This is a genomic window from Georgenia wangjunii, from assembly GCF_036421975.1.
In the GTDB taxonomy this organism is placed as follows: Bacteria; Actinomycetota; Actinomycetes; order Actinomycetales; family Actinomycetaceae; genus Georgenia_A; species Georgenia_A wangjunii.
Map to the genome: position 1 here is coordinate 737,313 of NZ_JAZGON010000001.1, position 21,029 is coordinate 758,341.

Genomic DNA, 21,029 nt, shown 5'->3' on the forward strand with positions numbered 1-21,029 from the left:
ACACATGAAGCAGTGGGGAATCGTCATGATGCTCGTCGGGATCGTGGTCCTGGCAGGCAGCGCCCTTTTCGTGGGCGTCCACGTGCTCAATTTCATCGGCGCCGCACTCATCCTCTTCCCGGTCGTGCTGTACCTGATCCGCCTCGCGGAGAGCTCGTGGAAGGGCGCCGCGCGATGACCGGGACCACCGTGGTGGTCGAGGGGCTCGCGAAGTCCTACCGCGGCCACCGCGCGGTGCGCGACCTGTCCTTCACGGCCCACCCCGGGCGCATCACGGGGCTGCTCGGCCCCAACGGTGCCGGGAAGACGACGACGCTGCGGATGCTCCTCGGCCTGGTCCAGCCCGACGCCGGGTCCGCCACGTTCAACGGCACGGCCTACCGCGACCTCACGACCGCCCCGCGCACCGTGGGAGCCGTCCTCGACGGGACCGGCTTCCACCCCCTGCGCTCGGGGCGTGCGCACCTGCGCACCACGGCCAAGGCCGTCGGGGCGACGCGCGCCCGACTGGACGAGCTCGTCGAGCTCGTCGGCCTCGGCGAGGCGATCGGCCGGCGCGTCGGGGGGTACTCCCTGGGGATGAAGCAGCGGCTCGCGCTCGCGGACGTCCTGCTCGCGGATCCGGAGGTGCTCATCCTCGACGAGCCGACGAACGGTCTCGACCCCGTGGGGATGGCGTGGCTGCGGGGGCTGCTACGGGCGAAGGCCGCCGCGGGCGCGACCGTGCTCGTCTCCTCGCACCTCCTCGCCGAGGTCGAGCAGGCCGTCGACGACGTCCTCATCATCGACGGCGGCACCGTCGTCCTCGCAGACTCCCTCGAGGCGCTGCGGGCGCGGGAGAGCGACTTCAACCTCGAGCGGCTCTACCTCGAGGCCGTCCACGCCTCGCCGGCGGGAGCGTGGTCCGCGTGAGCGCCGTCGCCGTCGAGTGGCGTAAGGCCGTCACCACCCCGACGTGGTGGCTCCTCGCACTCTGCGCGTTCCTCTTCATCGCCCTCATCGGGGGGCTCGTGACGATGAACATCACGGGGCAGGTGCCGGACGACCTCGTCTACACCGAGGGCGGGGCCACTCACCTCGTCAGCACCCCGCTCGAGTACATCTACTCGTTCGCCGCCCGCGCGGGTTACGTCTTCCCGTTCCTTCTCGGGGCGCTTCTCATCACCGCCGAGTACCGGCACGGGACGCTGTCCCGCTCGCTCCTCCTCAGCCGGTCCCGGCTCGACTTCTACACGGCCAAGACGGTGGTCGGGGCAGGCACCGGCCTGGCCTACGGGATCGCCGCTGCCGCCGTGGGCGGGGTGACGACGGCGGCCGTCCTGACGATGCGCGGCATCTCCAGCGACGTCGGCACGGCCGAGATCCAGGGCATCCTGCTGCGGACCGTCGCCGCGTTCGTCCTGTGGGCGCTCATCGGGGTGGGCCTGGGGGCGCTCCTGCGCAACCAGGCCGTGACGATCGGTGTCGTCCTGCTCTTCACCCTGTTCATCGAGCCGACCCTCACGTCGATGGGCAACGAGAACGCCGACCTCAACGCCTTCGCCAAGTACCTGCCCGGCGCCGCGAGCCTCTCGCTCGTGTGGCCGCCGAGCGGGTCCGAGACGCGGGGGATGGGCGCCGCGCTCGAGTCGCTCGGCTGGGTCGAGGGCGGCCTCGTGCTAGCCGCCTACGCAGCGGTCGCCGTCGTGGCGGGGTACCTCGTGAGCCTGCGGAGGCGGGACATCACGAGCTGAGGTTCTCGCTCTTGCTGCGCCCGTCGGATCTACGAGCCGGCGGGCGCGGTGGTGGGCGGGAGCAACTCGCCGCCGCGGTATCCGAACACGTGCACTCCAACCAACTTCCGACCAGTGGAGGCTCACGCAGAAAGCGATTCGTTGCTAGTTCACGGCCGTGCCGGCGGCTCGGTGCTCGTCCCAATGCTTGCCCAGCCAGGCGACATGCTCGTCCCGCAGTCGCGACGCCAGTCGTCCACCGTGTAGCCGTGCGTACTGTGGAAACTCCGCGAGTTCTGGCGCGACGTCGACCCTGAGCCCCGACGGGTCCACTGCGAGGGTTCCGTCGTCGAAGAGCCGATGAATGTCCCGCCGGAGCATCAGCCCGCCGTGCTCGAAATGCGTACCGAGCTGGGCGTAGCTGTAGAGATGACCCGCCTCCAGGACGCGCGTCGGAGCGTCACCAGTGAAGGCGCACACGCTCCCCTGGGCCGCCAGGAGCTGCTCACGGAACTGCCGCTGTCCCCGGCGGACGCGAACGAGTGCGCGGGAGAATCCCTGAGGCAGCTCGACGTGCAGGCTCGGGGGCTGCCAGCTCATGTCAACGCGCGCGGTCACACGGTCGACGGCGCGGGTAGCGCCCTTCGAGGCGAGCGCCTCGCTCAGGGCGGCCCAGTCGATGGGGCGCATCGCGTTAATGTCACCACGATTCACCGCTAGAGACCGGATCTCCTTCTCCCCGACGAGCCCGTCGAGCGGAGCCCAGGCCGCGTCGTACCGCGCCCGGTACAGGTCCACCTCGATGACGTCGGCGAGGGGAGTCTCGAACTCGTAGCGGCACTTCATACACCGATACCGCGGCTTTGCTCTCTTACGTGGGTCGATGCGAGTAGTGCTGCAGACCGGACACCGTTGAAGCACCTTTGTACCTGGCCAAGTGTCGATCTCCTCGATCACCGAGACGCCGAGTAAGCGCTCCTTGTCCCACAGGGCGATGGGATCGCCGACACGGAGGTTCCTGTGGTTGGGGACTTTGCTGTCCCACGAGTAGTAGGCGTCGTACTGGTCGTCATATCCGGAGTTTCCCCCGTGGCCGCGGTTGTCGCCTGCAGCCATGAGCAACCACGCTCGCTGAGGGGCACCGCTCTCCATGCGTCCCAGCTTGGCACAGCGTGCCCATGACTGGGTCGCCACGGACCGGCGAACTTCGGAATTCAGGCCTGGCGTAATCTCTCATGATTCGGCGCTACGCTGTGCGGCAGTTCCCAGAGCGATGACGTTGATGTCCCGCGCGGGTGCTCTCACATCACTCGCACGAATGGACCTGCGCGCTATGAGCACGTTTATCGACTATGTCCGGAGGCACAAGGCCATCACCGCAGCCGCCGTCGGGGTGCTCGTTGTCGGTGGCGTCGTTGGCGCGACCGCGACGACGGGGGACGGAACTGTCCTGGTCGCCGAGGTCCTCGACGGCGACACCATCACGATCGAGGACGGGGGCGACGAGCGCGAGGTGCGCCTGCTCAACGTCGACACTCCCGAAGAAGGTTTCTGCCTCGACGCCGACGCGAAGGAGTTCCTTGAGTCGCTCCTGCCCGCCGAGACGAAGGTGCTGCTCGAGTACGACGAGGAGACTGTCGACTCCAGTGGCCGGGACCTCGCTGGGGTCTTCAAGGGAGAGGTGCTCGTCAGCGCCGAGATCGCGCGCGCGGGGTACGGCGTAGCCGTCCACATGGACGAGAGCGACCTCTTCTACGACGAGGTGCTCGCCGCCGAGGAGGAGGCACGGGCCGCCGGCGTGGGGCTGCACGCGCCCGACCTCGAGTGCTCGATCGAGGCCGAGGTGAGTGCCTACGTCCTCCTGAGCAAGAGCCTGCGCGACGAGGCCATCGTCGCTGGGGCGACCCTCAGTGAGCTCGATGAGCACCTCGACCGGACGGCTGCTGCCCTGGCCGTTGGCGTCGGTCTCGCCGAGACCCTCGACGGCGACCGGGACCGTCACCCGCTCGTGGTCTACCCCGCCGACAAGCTCGACGAGCTCCGCCGCGCGGTGACCACCGCCGACGAGACGGTGGCCGCGAAGACCGCCGAACTCGAGGCCGCGCGCGTCGTCGAGGAGGACCGCCTCGCGGCGGAGGAAGCGGAGCGTGTGCGGATCGAGGCAGAGCGGATCGAGGCCGAGCGTCTCGCAGCCGAGGAGGCCGCTCGCCTCGCGGCGGAAGAGGCTCAGCGTGAAGCGGACGCTGCTGCCGCTGCTGAGCGGGAACGAGCCGCAGCGGCCGAGGCCGAGCGCGAGGCGGCCGCCCGTCGAAACTCCGAGGGCTCCGGCGGGGGAGCCGGTGGCTCCGGTGGTGGATCGGGTAGCGGCTCTGGCGGCTCCGGTGGTGGCTCGGGCGGAGGACAGTCCGGGGCGTTCGCGAACTGCACCGCGGCCAGGGATGCGGGCGCGGCCCCGGTCTACCGAGGACAGCCTGGGTACGGAAGCCATCTCGACCGCGACGGCGACGGGATCGGCTGCGAGAGCTGACCCGGCCGAGGGAGCCGGAGCGCCGGGACGTTCCCGCGGCAACGTCCCGGCTGCTCACTGTCGCGTTCCCGCCGGAACGCGACAGCCCTTCCCGACACGTGCGTCACCAACTGACCTCACACCTGCGTCACTGGCCAAAACTCGCGCGGAGAGCACCACACGCGGCGGCCGGTTCCCACGAGCGGCCGCCTAGCCTCAGTAGATGTTCCGGTCCTCCCGGAACCTGCGCCAGACGTTCTCGAAGAAGTCGTCGTCCTCGGGGATAGGCCGGATGGGCCGCCAGCGGAAGGCCGGCGTGCCGGCGTAGTCCGGGACGCCGTCGGGGCCCGTCTCGGACCACGACGTCTCCTGGATCTCCCCGCTGAGCGCGCCGTCGTCGAGCGAGAAACGGAAGATCTCGGGGAGGTCGAGCTCGTCGGCGGCCCGCTCGCTGTGGCCCACGAGCGGCAGCGTGCCCTCAGGGTCGGTGTAGAGGACCGAACCGCGGCTGCGCCCGCCGTGCTCGAGGTAGTCCGCCATGGCGGCGAGGTAGATGACCTGGCTCGTCATGATGTCGCGGATGAGGAACGTCCGGTTGATCGATCGGCGGCTGCTTGCGTCGGCCGAGACGAGGGTCTCGTAGCGGCTGAGCTTGTCCCGCACGCGCACGAGGGCCTCGGCGACGCTCTCGCGTGAGCGCACGACGCCGGCGTGGGAGCTCATGAGCTCCGTCGTCTCGCGCAGCAGCTCGCCGGTGTTGTCCGGGGTGCCGGCCTCCGCCGTCGAGCTCGCCGCGGCGAGGAGCTCGCGGGCGTGCGCCAGCGGCCCGGAGGCGGCGACGGCGAAGGCATCGACGTCGAGCGGGTCCTCGGTGCGCCGCGCGGCCACGAACTGCGCCGCGCGCGTCGCGCCCACCTGGCCGCTGTTGAGCGCCGCGCCGCCGGGGCGGTAGACGCCGTGCGCTCCCGCGGCCTCGCCGACGGGGAAGAACCCGGCGATGTTCGACTGCCACCAGTCGTCGACCGCGAGGCCGCCGTTGTTGTGCTGCGCGCACACGGCGATCTCGAGCGGGTCCGTCTCGAGGTCCACCCCTGGGTTGCGCCCGAGGTAGAACTCGTACGCGGGCCGGTTCATGTGCTGGAGCCGCTCGATGGGCGTGCCGAAGAGCACCCCGGCCCGCTCGAGGTACTCGCGCGCCTCGGGCGAGAGCGCGTCGGCGTCGAGCTCGCGGCCCATGGGGTTGGAGCGGAAGTCGAGGAAGACGCGCCGCCCGCGCAGGACGGTCTCCTGGTAGACGAGGAGGTCGACGATCGAGGAACCGTCGCGCGCCTTGCGGATGTCGAAGGGCCACTGGTAGCCCTTGAGGAAGATCATCGAGAGCTGGCGGCCGTAGTCCGGCAGGTGCTCGGTGAGGAACTCGCGCTCGTCGTTGCCGTCCGCGTCGGTCGAGATGAAGCGGGGCAGGACCTGCATGTACGTCCCGGAGACGTTCCACCGCGGCTTCGTCGAGGCGAGCCCGAACTGCCACTCCGTGAGGTTCTTGCCGTGCACCCCGGCGCGGTAGGCGGCCCCCGAGGCCCCCCACTGCCCGTGCGGGTAGACCGCGTCCGCGTACATCCCCGCCGGCCCCCCGACGGCGTAGATGAGGTTCGTGCACCGGAAGAGGATGAACGGGCTCTCGCCGTCCTGCGGCCGCACGTCGGTGCGCAGGCACAGCAGCCCCGCTACCTCGCCGTCGGAGACGACGATGTCGACTACGCGGCACGCGTCGAACGTCGGCGTCCCGTGCCCGCGGACGCGCTTCTCGAGCTGCTCGACCATCGTCTTGGAGGTGAACGGCCCCACCGACGTGGCCCGCCGGCGGGGGTCGTGGTCCGTCTTGTACCCGATGAACTCCCCGGACCGGTTCTGCGGGAACGGCACGCCCGCCTCGCACAGGTGGAGGAAGCACCGCGCGGAGAGCGCGGCCTCGGCGAGCGCGATGTCGCCGTCCATCGACCCGCCTGCGAAGAGCGTCTCGGCCATCTCGCGCACCGAGTCGCCGTCCCCGCCGGAGAGGGTGAGCTTGTAGTACGTCTGCTTGTCCGAGCCGGCGTTGCGCGAGGCGCCGGCGTTGACCTTGTCGGTGACGACGACGACGTCGTCCTGCCCGAGCTGGACGAGGCGGTCGGCGGCGCAGTAGCCGGCAGCGCCGGTGCCGACGACGACGGTGTTGGCCGTGACGACGGGGACGTCGGCGCCGGCGATGCGCAGGGTCTGGGTGCTCATGCGGGCGTCCTCACGGTCGGGGCTCACAGGCGGGTGATGTGCATGCCGCCGTCGACGTTGACGACGTCACCGGTCGAGTACGGCATCTGCCCGGCCGCGAGCTGGGCGACGGCCCCGGCGACGTCGGCGGGGCGTCCCCAGCGCGGGATCGGCGCGAGACCGCCCGCGAAGAGCGCGTCGTACTTCTCCTGGACGCCGGCCGTCATGTCCGTGGCGACGACGCCGGGCCGGATCTCGTAGACGACGATCCCCTCGGGCGCGAGGCGCACGGCCCACAGCCGGGTGGACATCCCCATCCCGGCCTTGGAGATGCAGTACTCACCGCGGTTGGTCGAGACGGCCACGGCGGAGACGGACGAGACGTTGATGATCGTGCCGACCGGCGTCTGTGGGAGCTCGGTGAGCGGGCCCCGCTGCTCGATCATCGTGCGGGCGACGAGCTGGGTGAGGAAGTACGGGCCGCGCAGGTTGATCCCGAGGACGCGGTCAAAGCTCTCTGTGCTCGCCTCGAGGATGTCCTCCCGGACCGTGGGCGCGACGCCCGCGTTGTTGACGAGCAGGTCGATGCGTCCCCACGCCTCGAGCGTCGCGTCGACGTACCGCTCATGGTCGGCCGGCTCGGCGACGCTCCCGCGGACGTACATGACCTCCCCGCGCGTGCGCAGGTCCGCCATGAGCTCCGCCGGTTCCTCCCGGGTGGCGAGGATGGCGACGGCGTACCCCTCGTCGAGCAGGCGGGTGGTGATCCCCAGACCGATGCCGCGGTTCCCCCCGGTCACCATGGCTACCTTCGGCACGCGCTCATCTCCTTCGACGACGACGACGGCGGATGGGACTTCCCACTCCGCCTGCGGCCATCATGACCGACTTGCCGCGCTGAGAGCAAGCGCTTTCCGGCGCGGGTATCGGCGGAAATGCTACGGGCCGAGCGCCACGCCGCCCTCGTGCGAGCCGTCGCGGACCCCTTGTGCGGGAAGCGCTTTCTGTTACCGTGGGCCCGATCCTGGTTCGCCGTCGAGCTTCGGCGGAGCCGTGCAGACGAAGGAGTCCCCCACATGGCCGAGATCCTCGAGCGCCTCACCGATGCCCGTCTGGTACCTGTCGTCGTCCTCGACGACGCCGCCGCTGCGGCGGACCTGGGCGCCGCGCTCGTCGAGGGCGGGTTGCCCGTCGCGGAGGTGACCTTCCGGACCGCCGCGGCCGCGGACTCCATTCGGGCGATGTCCGCGAACAGCGACCTCCTCGTCGGCGCCGGGACAGTCCTCACCGCCGCGCAGGTCGACGAGGCCGTCGACGCCGGCGCCCGCTTCGTTGTCTCGCCCGGCTTCTCGCGCGCCGTCGTCGACCGCTGCGCCGAGCGCGGCGTGCTCGCGCTGCCCGGCGCCGTGACCGCCTCCGAGGTCATGATGGCCCTCGAGGCCGGCCTGACGACGGTGAAGTTCTTCCCCGCTGAGACCTCGGGCGGGGCGGCCGCCATCAAGGCGCTCGCCGCACCCTTCGGCGGCGTCCGGTTCGTGCCCACCGGAGGCATCGGCCCCGACAACATCGCCGAGTACCTCGCCCTGCCCGCCGTCGCGGCCATCGGCGGGAGCTGGATGGTGCCCCGCGCCGCCGTCGCCGCGGGAGACTTCGCGCAGGTCGCGGCACTCGTGGCCGACGCCGTCGCCCTCGTCCGCTAGCGCAGCACCGGCCGCCGCCGGCGCCCACCCCTGACCCACCCCTCGAGGAGGAGCACCGTGAGCCTGAGCATCAAGGACGCCGACCAGTGCCGCTACGACGTCATGTCGCTCGGGGAGGTGATGCTCCGCCTCGACCCCGGTGAGGGGCGCATCCGCACCGCGCGCTCGTTCCGGGCGTGGGAGGGCGGCGGTGAGTACAACGTCGCCCGCGGCCTGCGGCGCGCCTTCGGCCTGCGGGCCGGGGTCATCACCGCGCTCGCGGACAACGAGGTGGGCAGGCTCGTCGAGGACTTCATCCTCACCGGCGGCGTCGACACCTCCCTCATCCACTGGGCCGCCTACGACGGCATCGGGCGCGGGGTCCGCAACGGCCTCAACTTCACCGAGCGTGGCTTCGGCGTACGCGGCGCCGTCGGCGTCTCCGACCGCGGGCGGACGGCGGCGTCCCAGCTGCGCCCCGAGGACATCGACCTCGACCACGTCTTCGGAGAGCTCGGCGTCCGCTGGCTCCACACCGGTGGCATCTACGCGGCGCTGTCCGAGACGTCGGCCGAGATGGTCCTCGCCACCGTCCAGGCCGCGAAGCGGCACGGCACGGTCATCTCCTACGACCTCAACTACCGCCCGAGCCTGTGGCAGGCCATCGGTGGCAAGGCGAAGGCCCAGGAGGTCAACCGGGAGATCGCCCAGCACGTCGACGTCATGATCGGCAACGAGGAGGACTTCACCGCCAGCCTCGGCTTCGAGGTGGCCGGCGTGGACGAGAACCTCACCGACCTCGACGTCGCGAGCTTCCGGGCGATGATCGAGGAGGCCTCCGCCGGCTACCCCAACTTCGAGGTCATCGGCACGACGATGCGCGGGGTCCACAGCGCCACCGTCAACGACTGGGGCGCGATCGCGTGGTCCAAGGACGAGGGGTTCGCCGAGGCCACCCACCGCACCGGCCTCGAGATCCTCGACCGCGTCGGCGGCGGCGACTCCTTCGCGTCCGGCCTCATCTACGGGCTCATGGCCGGCGAGCCGCTCGCCACCGCCGTCGAGTACGGCGCCGCCCACGGGGCGCTGGCCATGACGACGCCGGGCGACACGTCGATGGCGACGAAGGCCGAGGTGCTCAAGCTCGCCGCGGGAGGTAGCGCGCGCGTCCAGCGCTGAGGTGCCCAGCGCGCAAGGGTCAGGCCGCGCGCGGGAGCGGAGGCTGTCCGGGATCGGTCGGGCCCTGGGGAAGCGCCGACCGCATGAGGCGTCGCGGTGCGATCATGCTGGCATGACCCCTCCGGCCGAAGCGGCGGGACGACGGCCCCGCGCCTCGTCCCGTGATCGCGCAAGGGTGACCCTCAGCGACGTCGCGCGCCGGGCGGGTGTCTCGCTGGCGACGGCGTCACGCGCCATCAACGGCAGCACGGACCGGAAGGTGGGTGAGGACCTGCGCGAGAGGGTCCTCGCCGCCGCGCAGGAGCTCCACTACTCCCCGGACGCCAACGCCCAGGCCATGGCCCGCGGGCACACCTCCACCCTCGGGCTCATCGTCCACGACATCACCGACCCCTACTTCTCCTCGATCGCGGCCGGGGTCACCCAGGCCGCCGACGAGGCCGGCCTCGCGGTCACGCTCGCCGACGCCAACCACGACCCGTCGCGCGAGCTGACCTTCGTGCGCACGCTCCAGAACCAGCGCGTGCGGGCGATCATCCTCGCGGGCGGGCGCCGGGACGACGACGCCATCAACAGGCGCCTGCGGACAGCCCTCGCCGCCTACCGGCGCAGCGGCGGCACCGTCGCGCTCGTGGGCCAGCCGATCCCCGGCGTGGACGCCGTCCGCGCGGACAACACCGGCGGCGCAGCGGCCCTCGCCACCTCGCTCCACGGCCTGGGGTACCGCCGGTTCGGGGTGCTCGCCGGCCCGGTGGTGCACCTCACGGCCCGGGAGCGGGCGGACGCCTTCGTCGGAGAGCTGCGCCGCCTCGGCGTCAGCGTCGAGCCCGACGCCGTCGTCCCCGGAGAGTTCACGTGGGCGGGCGGGCACGCCGCCATGACCGAGCTCCTGACGCGCCGGGTGGACGTGGACCTCGTCTTCGCCGTCAACGACGTCATGGCGCTCGGGGCGATGTCGGCGGCCCGCGAGGCCGGGAGGTCCGTGCCGGGGGCCCTCGCGCTCGCAGGCTTCGACGACATCGTCACGCTGCGCGACGTCACGCCGGGACTGACCACGGTGCGGATCCCCATGGTGGAGATGGGGCGCGCGGCGACATCGCTCGCACTCACGCCGTCTGCCGGCGAACCGCGGCTGCTCACCCTTCCGGGCTCCGTGCTGCTGCGAGAGTCCACACCCGCCGTCTGAGCCGAAACCGTTCCCGCTTTCCCCCTATCGCTGGCCCCCCGGCAGCGGTACCGTTTTCGTTGGCCCTGGGACGGGTGCGGGTTGCTCGGCGTGCGTTCGTCCCGTGGCGATGTGCTCCGGCACCACCGCGGCATGCAACGCCGCAAGCGGACCCGGGGCGGAGCACCACGACCACTGGCAGTCGTCGCCGTCGTGGCCGCTGCGCCGTGACGTCCACCCACCACTCGTGAGCACCGTTCTACCGCGCCCTGGGGCGCCAGGTGGACGGGCCGCACCCGCGCTGCCGAGCAGCAGCGCGCGAGAGGACGATGTGAGCTTCCGCCGAACCTTCGCTCTGGCTGCGACGTTGACTCTGACCGCGGGCCTCGCCGGTGCCTCGGTGCTCGTGGAGGCTGACGACGACGTCGGCCGCGCCGCCGTCGTCGCGCTCGCGGACGACAGGGAGGGCGGCGCGGCGCGCGGTGCGCGGCACGACGGCGGATCGACCGGCGCCGGCGACGGCGGGTGGCCGCTCGCGGAGACGCCCGAGGCGCCGGAGGTGCCGGCGACGGCGGACGGCGTCCGGGACCCGGAGGCGTCGCACGGGGCGGTGGCCCCCGGGGCGTCCGAGGAGCCGGCGTCCTCGGGTGTGCCGGACGGCGCCACAGGCGGGGCGGCCTCGGTCGGGGCGGGTGGGTCTGGGGTCCCGGCGGCGCCCGCGTCGCCCTGGCTCCCGACGGCTCCCGAGCTCCCCGGTGTGCCGGACGGTCCGACGGTCCCCGACGTCCCGGGCGTGCCCGGCGTGCCGCAGGCACCGGTGGACCCCGGAGCACCGGAGGTCCCGGCGGAGCCGGGTGGACCCGAGGCACCCTCGCCGGGTAGCCCGGCACCGGGCGGGCCGGCGTGGCCCGAGGTCCCCAGCGCGCCCGACGAGCCGCAGCACCCGGAGGACCCCGCCCCGTCCTTCACCGCGGCGCTGACGATCCCGCCGCTCGCCGACTCGTACGTGGACGAGGCCGGCACCCGGGTCTTCCAGCTCACCGCGCAGGAGGGCGCGATGTCCTTCTTCCCGGGCCAGGAGACGAGCACGTGGGGGTTCAACGGCGACTTCCTCGGCCCCACGCTGCGCGCCCGGCAGGGTGAGCAGGTGGCTGTCGAGTTCACCAATGCCATCGGCGAGACGACGAGCGTCCACTGGCACGGCATGCACCTTCCGCCGGAGATGGACGGTGGCCCCCACCAGGAGGTTGCGCCCGGCGCGACGTGGCGGCCGACCTGGCTCATCGACCAGCCTGCCGCGACCCTCTGGTACCACCCGCACCCGCACGGCCTCACCGAGAAGCACGTGTACCGGGGCCTGGCCGGCATGTTCATCCTCGACGACGAGACCACCGACGCCTCCGGGCTGCCGAGCGAGTACGGGGTGGACGACATCCCGGTGATCGTGCAGGACAAGGACTTCGACGAGGACGGCGAGCTCACCCTCGTGTCCCAGCTGCCCAGCGGTGTCATGGGTCAGACGATCATGGTCAACGGCACCGTCGGGGCGGTCCAGGAGGTGACCACCGAACGGGTCCGCCTGCGCCTGCTCAACGGGTCGACGCTGCGGAGCTACAACTTCGGCTTGGACGACGACCGCGCGTTCCAGCTCGTCGCCAGCGACGGAGGCCTCCTCGAGACGCCGCACGTCACCGACCGGATCCAGCTCAGCCCCGGCGAGCGGGCCGAGATCGTCGTCGAGCTGGAGGCGGGCGAGGACGTCATGCTCCGCTCCTACCCGCAGGACCTCGGCGCGATCATCGACCCCGAGGGCTACGGCGCGTTGCAGACCCGCGACGTCCTGCGGCTGCACGCGGCGGCGGAGCTCTCCCCGTCGGCGGAGGTGGCGCCCCGGCTGTCGGACTACGGCAGGCTCTCCGAGGCCGACGCGACCGTCACCCGCCGCTTCGAGATGCTGGGCCTGCGGCTCAACGGCGAGCGGATGGACATGAACCGCATCGACGAGGTCGTCACGGTGGGCACGACCGAGATCTGGGAGATCGTCAACCACGACGCCATCCCGCACAACTTCCACATCCACGACGTGCAGTTCGAGGTGCTCTCGATCGACGGCCAGTCACCGCCGCCCGAGCTCGCGGGTCGCAAGGACACGATCTACACCGAGCCCGGCGCGGAGATCCGCCTCATCATGAGGTTCGAGCACTACTCCGACCCCGATACGCCGTACATGTACCACTGCCACCTGCTGCGCCACGAGGACTTCGGCCTCATGGGCCAGTTCGTCGTCGTTGAACCGGGCACCGAGCCGCCGCGGACGCTCCCCGGCACGGGTCACGGCCACGACGGGGCGCCGCACGACCAGGGCGAGGTGCACGATGACCATGCAGCGCCCGCGCCCGCGCCCGCGCCCGACCACGGCGAGGCGCATGACGACCACATCGCCCCACCGCACGACCACGACGATGACCCCGCGCCCGCGCCCGCGCCCGCGCCCGCCCATGGCGAGGCGCATGACGACCACATCGCCCCCGCGCACGACCACGACGATGACCCTGCGCCTGCGCCTGCGCCTGCGCCTGCGCCTGCGCCTGCGCCTGCGCCTGCGCCCGCGCCCGTGCACGACCACGGCGAGGCGCCGCACAGGCACGGCTAGGCGCCGCTCCGAGCAAGCGCCTGATCGGTCGACCTTCAGACCATTGCCACCGGCGCCGGGCGGGAGTAGCGTCCGACTCGCGTGAAAGCGCTTCCCAACGTAGAGGAGCAGACGATGAAGTCCGCAGAACGTTCGGTTCGGCACGGGAGGGCAGGCCTCGCGGCCGCCCTGGTCACGGCACTGGGGGCTGCCCTTCTCGCCCCACCAGCGGGGGCGGTGGTGGTCGAGGACGGGTTCGAGCTCCTCACCTTCGAGGGCTACACCGTCGGGCCGCTCCACGGTCAGGACGGCTGGACGGCGCACTCGTCCGCCGTCGTCATCCCCGACCCGGTCAACCAGAACAACCGGGTCCTCGAGATGACGGGCCCGTCGCGGAGCTCCTACCGCGCTATCCCGGAGATCGAGAACGGTAGTACCGGTACGGTCTTCTTCCGGATCCGACGTGACTCGAACATCGACACCTCGTTCGGCGTCACGGACAACGACAACCCGTCCGACTACCCGCACAGCCGCGCGTACGTCAACAACCAGAACAACGACACCCTCCTGGTGCGCAACGGTGGAGCGTTCGCGCCCGCCGGCACGTGGTCGGAGGACGCGTGGCAGTGCGTGTGGATCGTCGCGGACAACGCCACCGACAAGGTCGCCGTGTACAGCCAGGGCGGCATCTACGACGAGCAGACCCGGCTGCCCGAGGGCTCGGAGACGCTCTTCAACTTCCGCGAGAGCGTCACCGGTTCGCTCGACCGGTTCTTCTGGATCAACGGGGCGAACAGCGCCGGCCGCCTCATGCTCGACGACGTCGCGATCGACAACAGCGGCGTCAACCTCGACCTGCCCACCGGCAACGAGGCCGACTGCGAGACCACCGAGGGTCCGGCGCAGCCGCTCCTCAACCCGCTGCCTGACCCGGAGCCGTCGGCCCTCGGCATAGAGGTCGAGGAGCTCGTGCAGCTCCCGGAGTCGTCGACGACCCCGGCGGCGAGCGACCAGCGCCTCATCCGCCACAACCGCATCACGCACCTCGACGAGGTGCCCGACGGCTCCGGCCGTCTCGCGGTGCCGGACATGAACGCGAGCCTCTACATGGTGGACGAGGAGACCGGCGAGTACGTCAACTACCTCAACGTCCGCGAGCAGTTCATCGACAACTTCCACAACCACGCGGGCCTCGGCACCGGGTTCGGGTTCGTCGAGTTCCACCCGGAGTTCGCCGAGAACGGCATCTTCTACACGGTCCACACGGAGGCCGGTAGCGCCCTGACCCAGGACACGCCTGACTTCCCGGCGTTCGGCGGCACCGGCTTCCACAGCGTCATCACCGAGTGGACGGCCACCGACCCGGCCGCGGAGACGTTCGCCGGGACGAGCCGCGAGATGATGCGCGTCCCGTTCAGCGGGCGCGTCCACACCGTCCAGCAGATCGCGTTCAACTGGACCGCCGAGGAGGGGGACCCGGACTACGGGAACCTCTACATCCTCGTCGGCGACGGCGGTAACGGGGTCGGGAACAACAACCCGCAGAACCTCGCGACGCCGCAGGGCAAGATCTTCCGGATCGACCCCATGGGCGACAACAGCGGGAACGGCGAGTACGGCATCCCGGCCGACAACCCGTTCGTCAGCACCGCCGGTGCCCTCGGCGAGATCTACGCCGTCGGCATGCGGGACCCGCACCGGATCAGCTGGGACACCGAGACCGGGAAGATGTACCTCGGTCACATCGGCGAGTGGCAGGTCGAGTCGATCTACGAGGTCCAGGCGGGCGACAACTTTGGCTGGTCCCTCCGGGAGGGCCCGTTCCGCGCCGAGAACCGGCAGATCTACCCGCTCCCGGCGAACGACGCCGAGGAGTTCGACTTCACCTACCCGGTGGCGGCGTACGACCACAACCGTGACCCGGGCCAGACCGGCGACGCCGGCATCGCGGTCAACGGCGGCTACGTCTACCGCGGTGACATCCCGGAGCTGCGCGGGAAGTACCTCTTCACCGACATCGTCCGCGGCACCGTCATGGCCACCGAGGCCGACGAGATGGTCCGCAACGACGGCGACCTCGAGGACCTCGCGCCCATCGCGCAGCTGAGGGTCTTCCACGACGGTGAGGAGACGACCTTCCAGGAGCTCGTCGGCCACGCGCGCGTCGACCTGCGCTTCGGCGCCGACGCCGAGGGCGACCTCTACCTCATCTCCAAGGCCGACGGGAAGGTCTGGAGGGTGACGGGTGCCCGGTACGCCGGCGCGAACTCGCCCCACGCCCTGCCCGAGCTCGCCCCCAACCTCGTCGCGCACTACGACTTCGACCACCCGGTGGCGGGCAACCCGACGTGGGAGGAGGACCAGGGCTGGTCCGGCACCGACATCGAGCTCGTCAACGGCGGCGTCGAGATGCGCGTCGCGGACCGGGCCTACCCGGGTGCCGGTGAGGCGCTGCAGACGCAGCAGATGAGCCCGACGGCGTCGTCGAACGACGACTGGAAGGCGGGCATCTACGACGCCGACGGCGTCGACTCCCTCGGGGCGTTCGCAGCGACCGACGAGATCTCGATCATGGGCTGGTTCAAGCCGACCGGTCTTCACCCCGCGCTCAACTCCGGGTCTGCGAACGCGACAGACCGGTACAACGCCGTCGGTCTCGCCGGCGTGCTCACCGGCGACTCCGACGGGCACGGAGTGCGCGCCCTTCTCGAGGTCATCACGGTCAACGGCGAGCTCAAGCTCGTCGCCCTCGGACGCCGCGTGGACGGCGCCGGGTCGTGGACCTTCGCGGCGGACATGCCCTGGGACCAGATCCTCGAGCGCAACAAGTGGGTCCACCTCGCGGCGACGTTCGACTTCGCCGGCGGGGAGATGAAGCTCTTCATGAACGGCGAGGAGCTCGAGGGGTCCTACACGAGCTCGACGAACCCCTGGGGCCAGGGCGCCACCTCGGCGACCGACCCCGCCGGTATCAAGATCGGCGGCAGCTACCCGCAGGACACCCGTGAGGCCAACCCGTTCAACGGGCGCATGGACGACCTCATGTTCCTCAACACGGTCCCGACGGCGGAGCAGATCGCGGCGCAGTACGCGCTCTTCGGCGCCGAGCCGTACGAGCCGCCGCCCGCGCCGTCCTGCTCGCCGTCCGGGCAGGTCATCACGGACGTCATGGCCGGGGAGAACTGGACGCCGCGGACCCCGAGCAAGTGGCAGTTCCCGGGTGAGGAGATCATCCTCGCCGAGGCCGGCACCAACCCGAACGACGGGATCCGCCGTCCGTTCGAGTACGCCATCCTCAACGAGGGGCCCGAGGTCGGCTCTGTCGAGATCGAGGCTGAGGTCCGGCTCGACGCCCCCGCGTCGGTCAACAACCGGGACGTCATCATCGTCTTCGGCTGGCAGTCGGACACGGAGTACTACTACGCCCACCTCTCGCAGGACAACACGATCTACGCCCACAACGGCATCTTCAAGGTCAACAACGCTGACCGGGAGCGGATCGAGGTCCAGTGGGACGGGACGGTCGGCGCCCCGCCGGCCATCACGGACGAGGAGTGGCACGACGTGCGGCTCGTCCACTGCGCCGACTCCGGTGACATCGCGGTCTACGTCGACGGGAACGAGGACCCGCTCATGACGGCGAACGACACCACGTTCGACGGCGGGCGCGTCGGCTTCGGCTCCTTCGACAACACGGGCCGTATGCGCAACCTCACCGTGACGACGACGCCCGAGCCGGCCGGCCCGGAGGTCTCCGTCGTGGCGGACACCCGCTGCGTCGTCGGCCGAATCGTCGAGACGGTGCGCGTGACGAACGAGTCGGCGGTGCCGGTCGAGGCCGTCATCTCGAGCTCGTACGGCTCGCGGACGGTCACCATCGCCCCGGACCGCACGACGGCGGTCGCTTTCAGCACCCGCCAGGCCTCGGTCGGCGCGGGCGAGGTGAGCGTGACGGCCAGCGCGGAAGGGATGCCGGACAGCACGGCGACCGCGTCCTACGCGGCGCGCTCGTGCAGCTGAGGTAGGTCCCTCGGCGCGGTAGCGCTGAGCCCTGGCCGGCCGGCGGCGGAACCTCGCCGCCGGCCGGCCCAGGGCTAGCAGGACGAAATGAAGGGTGGGTCGGCGACGCCGGCCCACCCTTCGCCCTGTGCCCCTAGGAGGCCCGAACGCGGGCCCGCGCTCGCGCTCGGTCTACCCCAGCCGGGGTGTGGGGAGCGGGACACAAGATAGGCCCCGTGCCCCCAAAGAAAAAAGAGGTGCGCCTCGACACGCGCTGTGCCCCTGGTCTACCAAGGGCACAGCGCGTGTCGAGGCGCACGGGCGGAGGATCGGCCCTTCTCGGGCCGCCACCCGGTCACCCGGTGGGATGGCGCGCGGCGGGGGCCGACGGCCCGGGGGGTGCGGGGCCGACCACTCGCGGGGCGTGGGGCGGGGCCGACCACTCGCGGGGCGTCGTGCGGACCGCCGACCCGCGGGGCGTGGTGCGGGGCCGACGGACCGCGGGGCGTGGCGCCGACCGCGCCCGGGGCTACGGCCTCGCGTCGGGGTCGGCGAAGAGCGGCTCGGCCGCCGCGCGCATGATCGCCGTCGGGTCCGGCGCACCGGTCCACCGGGAGAACGTGACCGCCGCCTGGTGGACGAGCATGTTCTCCCCGTTCGCGACCGGGTGGCCGGCGGCGCGCGCCTGACGCAGGAGCTCGGTCTCGCGCGGGACGTAGACGATGTCGTACACCGCCGCCCCCGGCTTGAGGGACGTCACCGGCACGACCGGACCGACGCTGAGCATGCCGACCGTCGTCGCGTTGACGAACAGGTCCGCCGCGCCGAGGCGGTCGTCGAGGGCGTCGTCGTCGAGCGCCATCGCCTCGATCGGGGCAAGTGCCGCGTACTCGTCCGCGAGGCGCTGCGCCCCCGGGAGCCGCCGGGCGACGATCGTGATGTGCGCGGGCCGCTCGCCCGCGATGCCGTAGACCGCCGAGCGTGCCGCGCCGCCCGAGCCCGCGATGACGACGTGAGAGCCCGCGAGCGGCCGGGTGAGCACCGGCGCGAGGCCCGCCATGAACCCGAGGACGTCAGTGTTGAACCCGACGAGGCGGCCGTCGGGCCTCACCTCGACGCAGTTCGCGGCGCCGATCGCGGCGGCCACGGGCTCGACCTCGTCGAGGAGCGCCATGATCGCCTGCTTGTGCGGCGCGGTGATCTGGAAGCCGAACCACCGCTCCGCCCGCGCCCGCTCCACCTCGGCCGGGAGCTCGTCCGCGGTGAGCTCGCGCAGGACGTACTCGCCGTCGATGCCGAAGGCCGCGAAGGCGGCGTTGTGCATGGCGGGGGAGTGACGGCGGTTGAGCGGCAGGCCGAAGAGTGCGGCTCGGCGCATGGAGGGCTCCTCAGTGGTCGGTGTTCAGCGGTGAGCGGGTTGAGCGGTCGAGTGGGCGCGCAGGTGGATGTCGAGCGGTCGTGGGTCAGTGGCCGGTGAACCGGGGCGTGCGCTTCTCGCGGAACGCGCGGGCGCCCTCGAGCATGTCCTCGCTGTCGAAGACGTCCTCGGACGCGTCGAGCTCGAGCGCGAGGCCCTCGTCGAGGGTGCGGTCGAGGGAGGAGTCGATGAGCCACTTGGCGAGGCGGGCGGCGCGGGGCCCCCGGCTCGCGATGGTGTCGGCGAGCTCGCGGGCGACGTCGAGAGCGCTCCCACGCGGCGCCACACGGTTGACGAGCCCGATCTGCTCGGCGCGCTCGGCGGTGACGACCTCGCCGAGGAGGATGAGCTCCTTGGCGCGGGCGAGGCCGACGACGCGCGCGAGGCGCTGGGTGCCGCCGCTGCCGGGCAGGACGCCGAGCTTGAGCTCGGGCATCCCGAGCTTCGACTGCTCGCTCGCCACGCGGAGGTCGCACGAGAGGGCGAGCTCGAGCCCGCCGCCCAGCGCGTGCCCCTCGATCGCGGCGATCGTCGGGATCGCCAGCCGCGCGAGCTGGCGGTAGACGAGCTTCTCGAGGAGGAGCTTGTCCTCGGCGGCGCGCCGGTGGAGCGCCTCGAACTCGGCGATGTCCGAGCCGGCGCAGAAGGCGCGGCCGCCGGCACCGGTGAGGACGAGGACGCGCGCCTCGGGGTGCGCGGCGACCTCCTTGAGCGCCGCGCGGAGCTGGACCGTGAGCTCATGGCTGACGACGTTGAGCGGGGGGTTCGCGAGCGTGATCTCGCAGCGGGTGCCGAGGGTGAGCTCGAGAAGGGCGGTCATGCCTGGGCCTTCCGTGCGAAGTCGGCGGCCAGGCCCATGGCGCCCGCCCGAAAGATGCGTGGGTCCATGACGGCGAGGTCGGTGGAGACCTCGGGCCGGAAGCCGAGGTGGGCGAGGACGTCCCGTTCGACGTCGAGCCCCTCGGCCACCTCGATGAGGACGAGGCCGTTCTCACCGAGCGCGAAGACGGCCCGCTCGGTGATGTAGCGGACCTGCTGGCCGCGCGCGCGCGCCATCGTGGCGTTGAAGCTTATCTCCTTCACCCGGGGGACGAACTTGCGCTGGCTGCCCTCCTGGACGATCTCGAGCCGGCCGTCGCTCACCCGTGCGGACAGGCCCCGGGCGGTGAGCGTGCCGACGAAGCACAGGCGCTTCGTCCGGTTCGCGATGTTGATGAAGCCGCCCGGGCCGCGGGGCCGCTCGTCGAAGGCGTGGACGTTGACGTTGCCCTCGGCGTCCACCTCGGCGAAGGACAGGCTCGCGATGTCGAGCCCGCCGCCGTCGTAGAAGTCGAACATCGACGGCTGCTCGAGCATCGCCTGGAAGTTGACCCCGGCGCCGCCGTCGGGCCCGCCGGCCGGGGCGCCGCCGAAGATCCCCTGCTCGACCGTGAGGGTGAGCGCGCCCGTGATGCCCTCCCGGGCGGCGATCTCGCCGATGTGCTGGCTCACGCCGTAGCCGAGGTTGCAGATGTCACCGGGTGCGAACTCGAGCAGCGAGCGGCGCGCGATGACCTGGCGCACGTCGAGGGCGTCCGCGGCGGACGGCGCGGGGTCGGGCCGGCGGAGCAGGCCGGCGTAGTACGGGGAGTACGCCGTGGCGTAGGTCTGGCGCTGGTCGGGGTCGACGTAGACGTGGTCGACGAGCGCGCCCGGGACGCGCACGTCCCGGGGACGCAGGCTGTGGCGCTGCGCGAGCGCGCCCACCTGGGCGATGACGATGCCGCCGTTGTTGTGGGCCGCCATCGCGAGCGCGAGCGCGTCGCTGTGGACGGCCTCGTGCTCCATCGTGAGGTTCCCGTCCTCGTCCGCCGTGCTCGCCCGGATGACGGCGACGTCGATCGGCAGCGCGGGGAAGAACAGCCACTCGCGCCCGGCGAGCTCGACGACCTCGACGAGCTCGGTCGTCGTCGTGTCGTTCTGCCGGCCGCCCGTCTGGCGCGGGTCGACGTACGTGCCGAGGCCGACGTCGGTGACGAGCCCGGGCCGGCCCGCGGCCATCTCACGGGTGAGGGCCGAGAGCACGCCCTGCGGGAACGAGTACGCCTCGAGCTGGTTGGCTCGCACCATGGCGCCGAGGCGGGGCTCGTTGCCGATGTTGCTGCCGATCGTGCGGGCGTGGAGCCCTGGCAGCGCGAGCTGGGACATGCCGCGGTCGGCGAAGTCACCGACGCCGACGACGCGCACGGTCGTCAGGCCGCGCGGCGACGCCTCGGCCGCGAAATGGGCCGCCAGCGCGTCGATGAAGGCCTGCGGCACGGCGTGCCCCGCACCGGACCCGCCGATCCACAGGGCGTCGCCGTCGCGGACGAGACGTACGGCCTCGTCCACCGTCAGGAGGTTCATCGCTCGCTCTTTCCTTGTTCGTAGGGTTCTGGGTGTTCCGTGCCGGACGTCGCGGGGGCTGATCCCGGGGACAGCGCCGCGCGCTCCTCGGGCGCCGTCGGCCCAGGA

15 protein-coding genes are annotated in these 21,029 nt (G+C 71.7%); 9 read left to right on the plus strand and 6 right to left on the minus strand.

Annotation, left to right across the window (positions count from 1 at the left end; translation table 11 throughout):
- The first annotated feature begins 4 nt into the window (after positions 1-4).
- Genes V2J63_RS03325 through V2J63_RS03335 form a run of 3 tightly spaced genes read left to right on the plus strand, consistent with a single transcriptional unit; the run spans position 5 to position 1,733 of the window.
- Positions 5-178: a hypothetical protein gene (locus tag V2J63_RS03325; protein ID WP_331229548.1), complete on the plus strand. Its 174-nt coding sequence runs from the start codon at positions 5-7 to the stop codon at positions 176-178.
- On the plus strand, positions 175-912 hold the full coding sequence (locus V2J63_RS03330) for an ABC transporter ATP-binding protein (protein ID WP_331229549.1): 738 nt from the start codon (positions 175-177) through the stop codon (positions 910-912). Before V2J63_RS03325 ends, V2J63_RS03330 begins: the two co-directional genes overlap by 4 nt.
- Entirely contained in the window at positions 909-1,733 is an 825-nt protein-coding gene (locus tag V2J63_RS03335) for an ABC transporter permease subunit (protein WP_331229550.1), read from the plus strand. The genes V2J63_RS03330 and V2J63_RS03335 overlap by 4 nt, the downstream gene beginning before the upstream one ends.
- A 144-nt stretch (positions 1,734-1,877) precedes the next feature.
- Here the strand turns inward: V2J63_RS03335 and V2J63_RS03340 are convergent, their stop codons facing one another.
- Positions 1,878-2,828, minus strand: a complete 951-nt coding sequence (locus V2J63_RS03340; RefSeq protein WP_331229551.1) for an HNH endonuclease signature motif containing protein — start codon at positions 2,826-2,828, stop codon at positions 1,878-1,880.
- A gap of 217 nt (positions 2,829-3,045) precedes the next feature.
- Here V2J63_RS03340 and V2J63_RS03345 point away from each other — a divergent pair, with 217 nt between their 5' ends.
- Positions 3,046-4,239 (plus strand): excalibur calcium-binding domain-containing protein, encoded by a 1,194-nt coding sequence (locus V2J63_RS03345; protein ID WP_331229552.1) that lies wholly within the window; start codon positions 3,046-3,048, stop codon positions 4,237-4,239.
- Between the two features lie 195 nt (positions 4,240-4,434).
- Here the strand turns inward: V2J63_RS03345 and V2J63_RS03350 are convergent, their stop codons facing one another.
- On the minus strand, positions 4,435-6,486 hold the full coding sequence (locus V2J63_RS03350; protein WP_331229553.1) for an FAD-binding protein: 2,052 nt from the start codon (positions 6,484-6,486) through the stop codon (positions 4,435-4,437).
- A 23-nt stretch (positions 6,487-6,509) separates the two neighbouring features.
- Positions 6,510-7,283 carry a 3-ketoacyl-ACP reductase gene (locus tag V2J63_RS03355; protein ID WP_331229554.1) on the minus strand — a complete coding sequence of 258 codons (774 nt, stop codon included), beginning with the start codon at positions 7,281-7,283 and terminating at the stop codon, positions 6,510-6,512.
- Positions 7,284-7,541: 258 nt separating this feature from the next.
- Between V2J63_RS03355 and eda the strand changes: the two genes are divergently transcribed.
- From eda to V2J63_RS03380, 5 genes are all read left to right on the plus strand, one after another.
- Positions 7,542-8,165 carry a bifunctional 4-hydroxy-2-oxoglutarate aldolase/2-dehydro-3-deoxy-phosphogluconate aldolase gene (eda, locus tag V2J63_RS03360; RefSeq protein WP_331229555.1) on the plus strand — a complete coding sequence of 208 codons (624 nt, stop codon included), beginning with the start codon at positions 7,542-7,544 and terminating at the stop codon, positions 8,163-8,165.
- A 102-nt stretch (positions 8,166-8,267) separates the two neighbouring features.
- Positions 8,268-9,323 carry a sugar kinase gene (locus tag V2J63_RS03365; protein WP_331229681.1) on the plus strand — a complete coding sequence of 352 codons (1,056 nt, stop codon included), beginning with the start codon at positions 8,268-8,270 and terminating at the stop codon, positions 9,321-9,323.
- A gap of 175 nt (positions 9,324-9,498) precedes the next feature.
- Positions 9,499-10,509, plus strand: coding sequence for a LacI family DNA-binding transcriptional regulator (locus tag V2J63_RS03370; protein WP_331229556.1), 1,011 nt, complete (start codon positions 9,499-9,501; stop codon positions 10,507-10,509).
- A 346-nt stretch (positions 10,510-10,855) separates the two neighbouring features.
- Positions 10,856-13,141, plus strand: a complete 2,286-nt coding sequence (locus tag V2J63_RS03375; RefSeq protein ID WP_331229557.1) for a multicopper oxidase family protein — start codon at positions 10,856-10,858, stop codon at positions 13,139-13,141.
- A gap of 114 nt (positions 13,142-13,255) precedes the next feature.
- The gene (locus V2J63_RS03380) at positions 13,256-17,140 is read left to right on the plus strand and encodes a PQQ-dependent sugar dehydrogenase (protein WP_331229558.1); all 3,885 of its coding nucleotides are present in this window, start codon (positions 13,256-13,258) and stop codon (positions 17,138-17,140) included.
- 508 nt (positions 17,141-17,648) lie between these two features.
- On the opposite strand, the gene V2J63_RS03385 is transcribed toward V2J63_RS03380, so the two are convergent.
- The 3 genes from V2J63_RS03385 to V2J63_RS03395 all read right to left on the minus strand — a co-directional run bounded on the left by V2J63_RS03385 (position 17,649) and on the right by V2J63_RS03395 (position 20,921).
- On the minus strand, positions 17,649-18,497 hold the full coding sequence (locus V2J63_RS03385; protein WP_331229559.1) for a shikimate dehydrogenase: 849 nt from the start codon (positions 18,495-18,497) through the stop codon (positions 17,649-17,651).
- Positions 18,498-18,582: 85 nt separating this feature from the next.
- Positions 18,583-19,356: an enoyl-CoA hydratase/isomerase family protein gene (locus tag V2J63_RS03390; protein WP_331229560.1), complete on the minus strand. Its 774-nt coding sequence runs from the start codon at positions 19,354-19,356 to the stop codon at positions 18,583-18,585.
- Positions 19,353-20,921: an acyl CoA:acetate/3-ketoacid CoA transferase gene (locus V2J63_RS03395; RefSeq protein WP_331229561.1), complete on the minus strand. Its 1,569-nt coding sequence runs from the start codon at positions 20,919-20,921 to the stop codon at positions 19,353-19,355. Before V2J63_RS03395 ends, V2J63_RS03390 begins: the two co-directional genes overlap by 4 nt.
- Positions 20,922-21,029 lie beyond the last annotated feature (108 nt).

Bases quoted from the DNA above. Each gene is read 5' to 3' on its own strand.
- V2J63_RS03395 (WP_331229561.1), bottom strand. From the start codon at position 20,921: ATGAACCTCCTGACGGTGGACGAGGCCGTACGTCTCGTCCGCGACGGC.
- V2J63_RS03380 (WP_331229558.1), top strand. From the start codon at position 13,256: ATGAAGTCCGCAGAACGTTCGGTTCGGCACGGGAGGGCAGGCCTCGCG.
- V2J63_RS03340 (WP_331229551.1), bottom strand. From the start codon at position 2,828: ATGGCTGCAGGCGACAACCGCGGCCACGGGGGAAACTCCGGATATGAC.
- V2J63_RS03365 (WP_331229681.1), top strand. From the start codon at position 8,268: ATGTCGCTCGGGGAGGTGATGCTCCGCCTCGACCCCGGTGAGGGGCGC.
- V2J63_RS03350 (WP_331229553.1), bottom strand. From the start codon at position 6,486: ATGAGCACCCAGACCCTGCGCATCGCCGGCGCCGACGTCCCCGTCGTC.
- eda (WP_331229555.1), top strand. From the start codon at position 7,542: ATGGCCGAGATCCTCGAGCGCCTCACCGATGCCCGTCTGGTACCTGTC.
- V2J63_RS03330 (WP_331229549.1), top strand. From the start codon at position 175: ATGACCGGGACCACCGTGGTGGTCGAGGGGCTCGCGAAGTCCTACCGC.
- V2J63_RS03385 (WP_331229559.1), bottom strand. From the start codon at position 18,497: ATGCGCCGAGCCGCACTCTTCGGCCTGCCGCTCAACCGCCGTCACTCC.
- V2J63_RS03345 (WP_331229552.1), top strand. From the start codon at position 3,046: ATGAGCACGTTTATCGACTATGTCCGGAGGCACAAGGCCATCACCGCA.
- V2J63_RS03390 (WP_331229560.1), bottom strand. From the start codon at position 19,356: ATGACCGCCCTTCTCGAGCTCACCCTCGGCACCCGCTGCGAGATCACG.
- V2J63_RS03325 (WP_331229548.1), top strand. From the start codon at position 5: ATGAAGCAGTGGGGAATCGTCATGATGCTCGTCGGGATCGTGGTCCTG.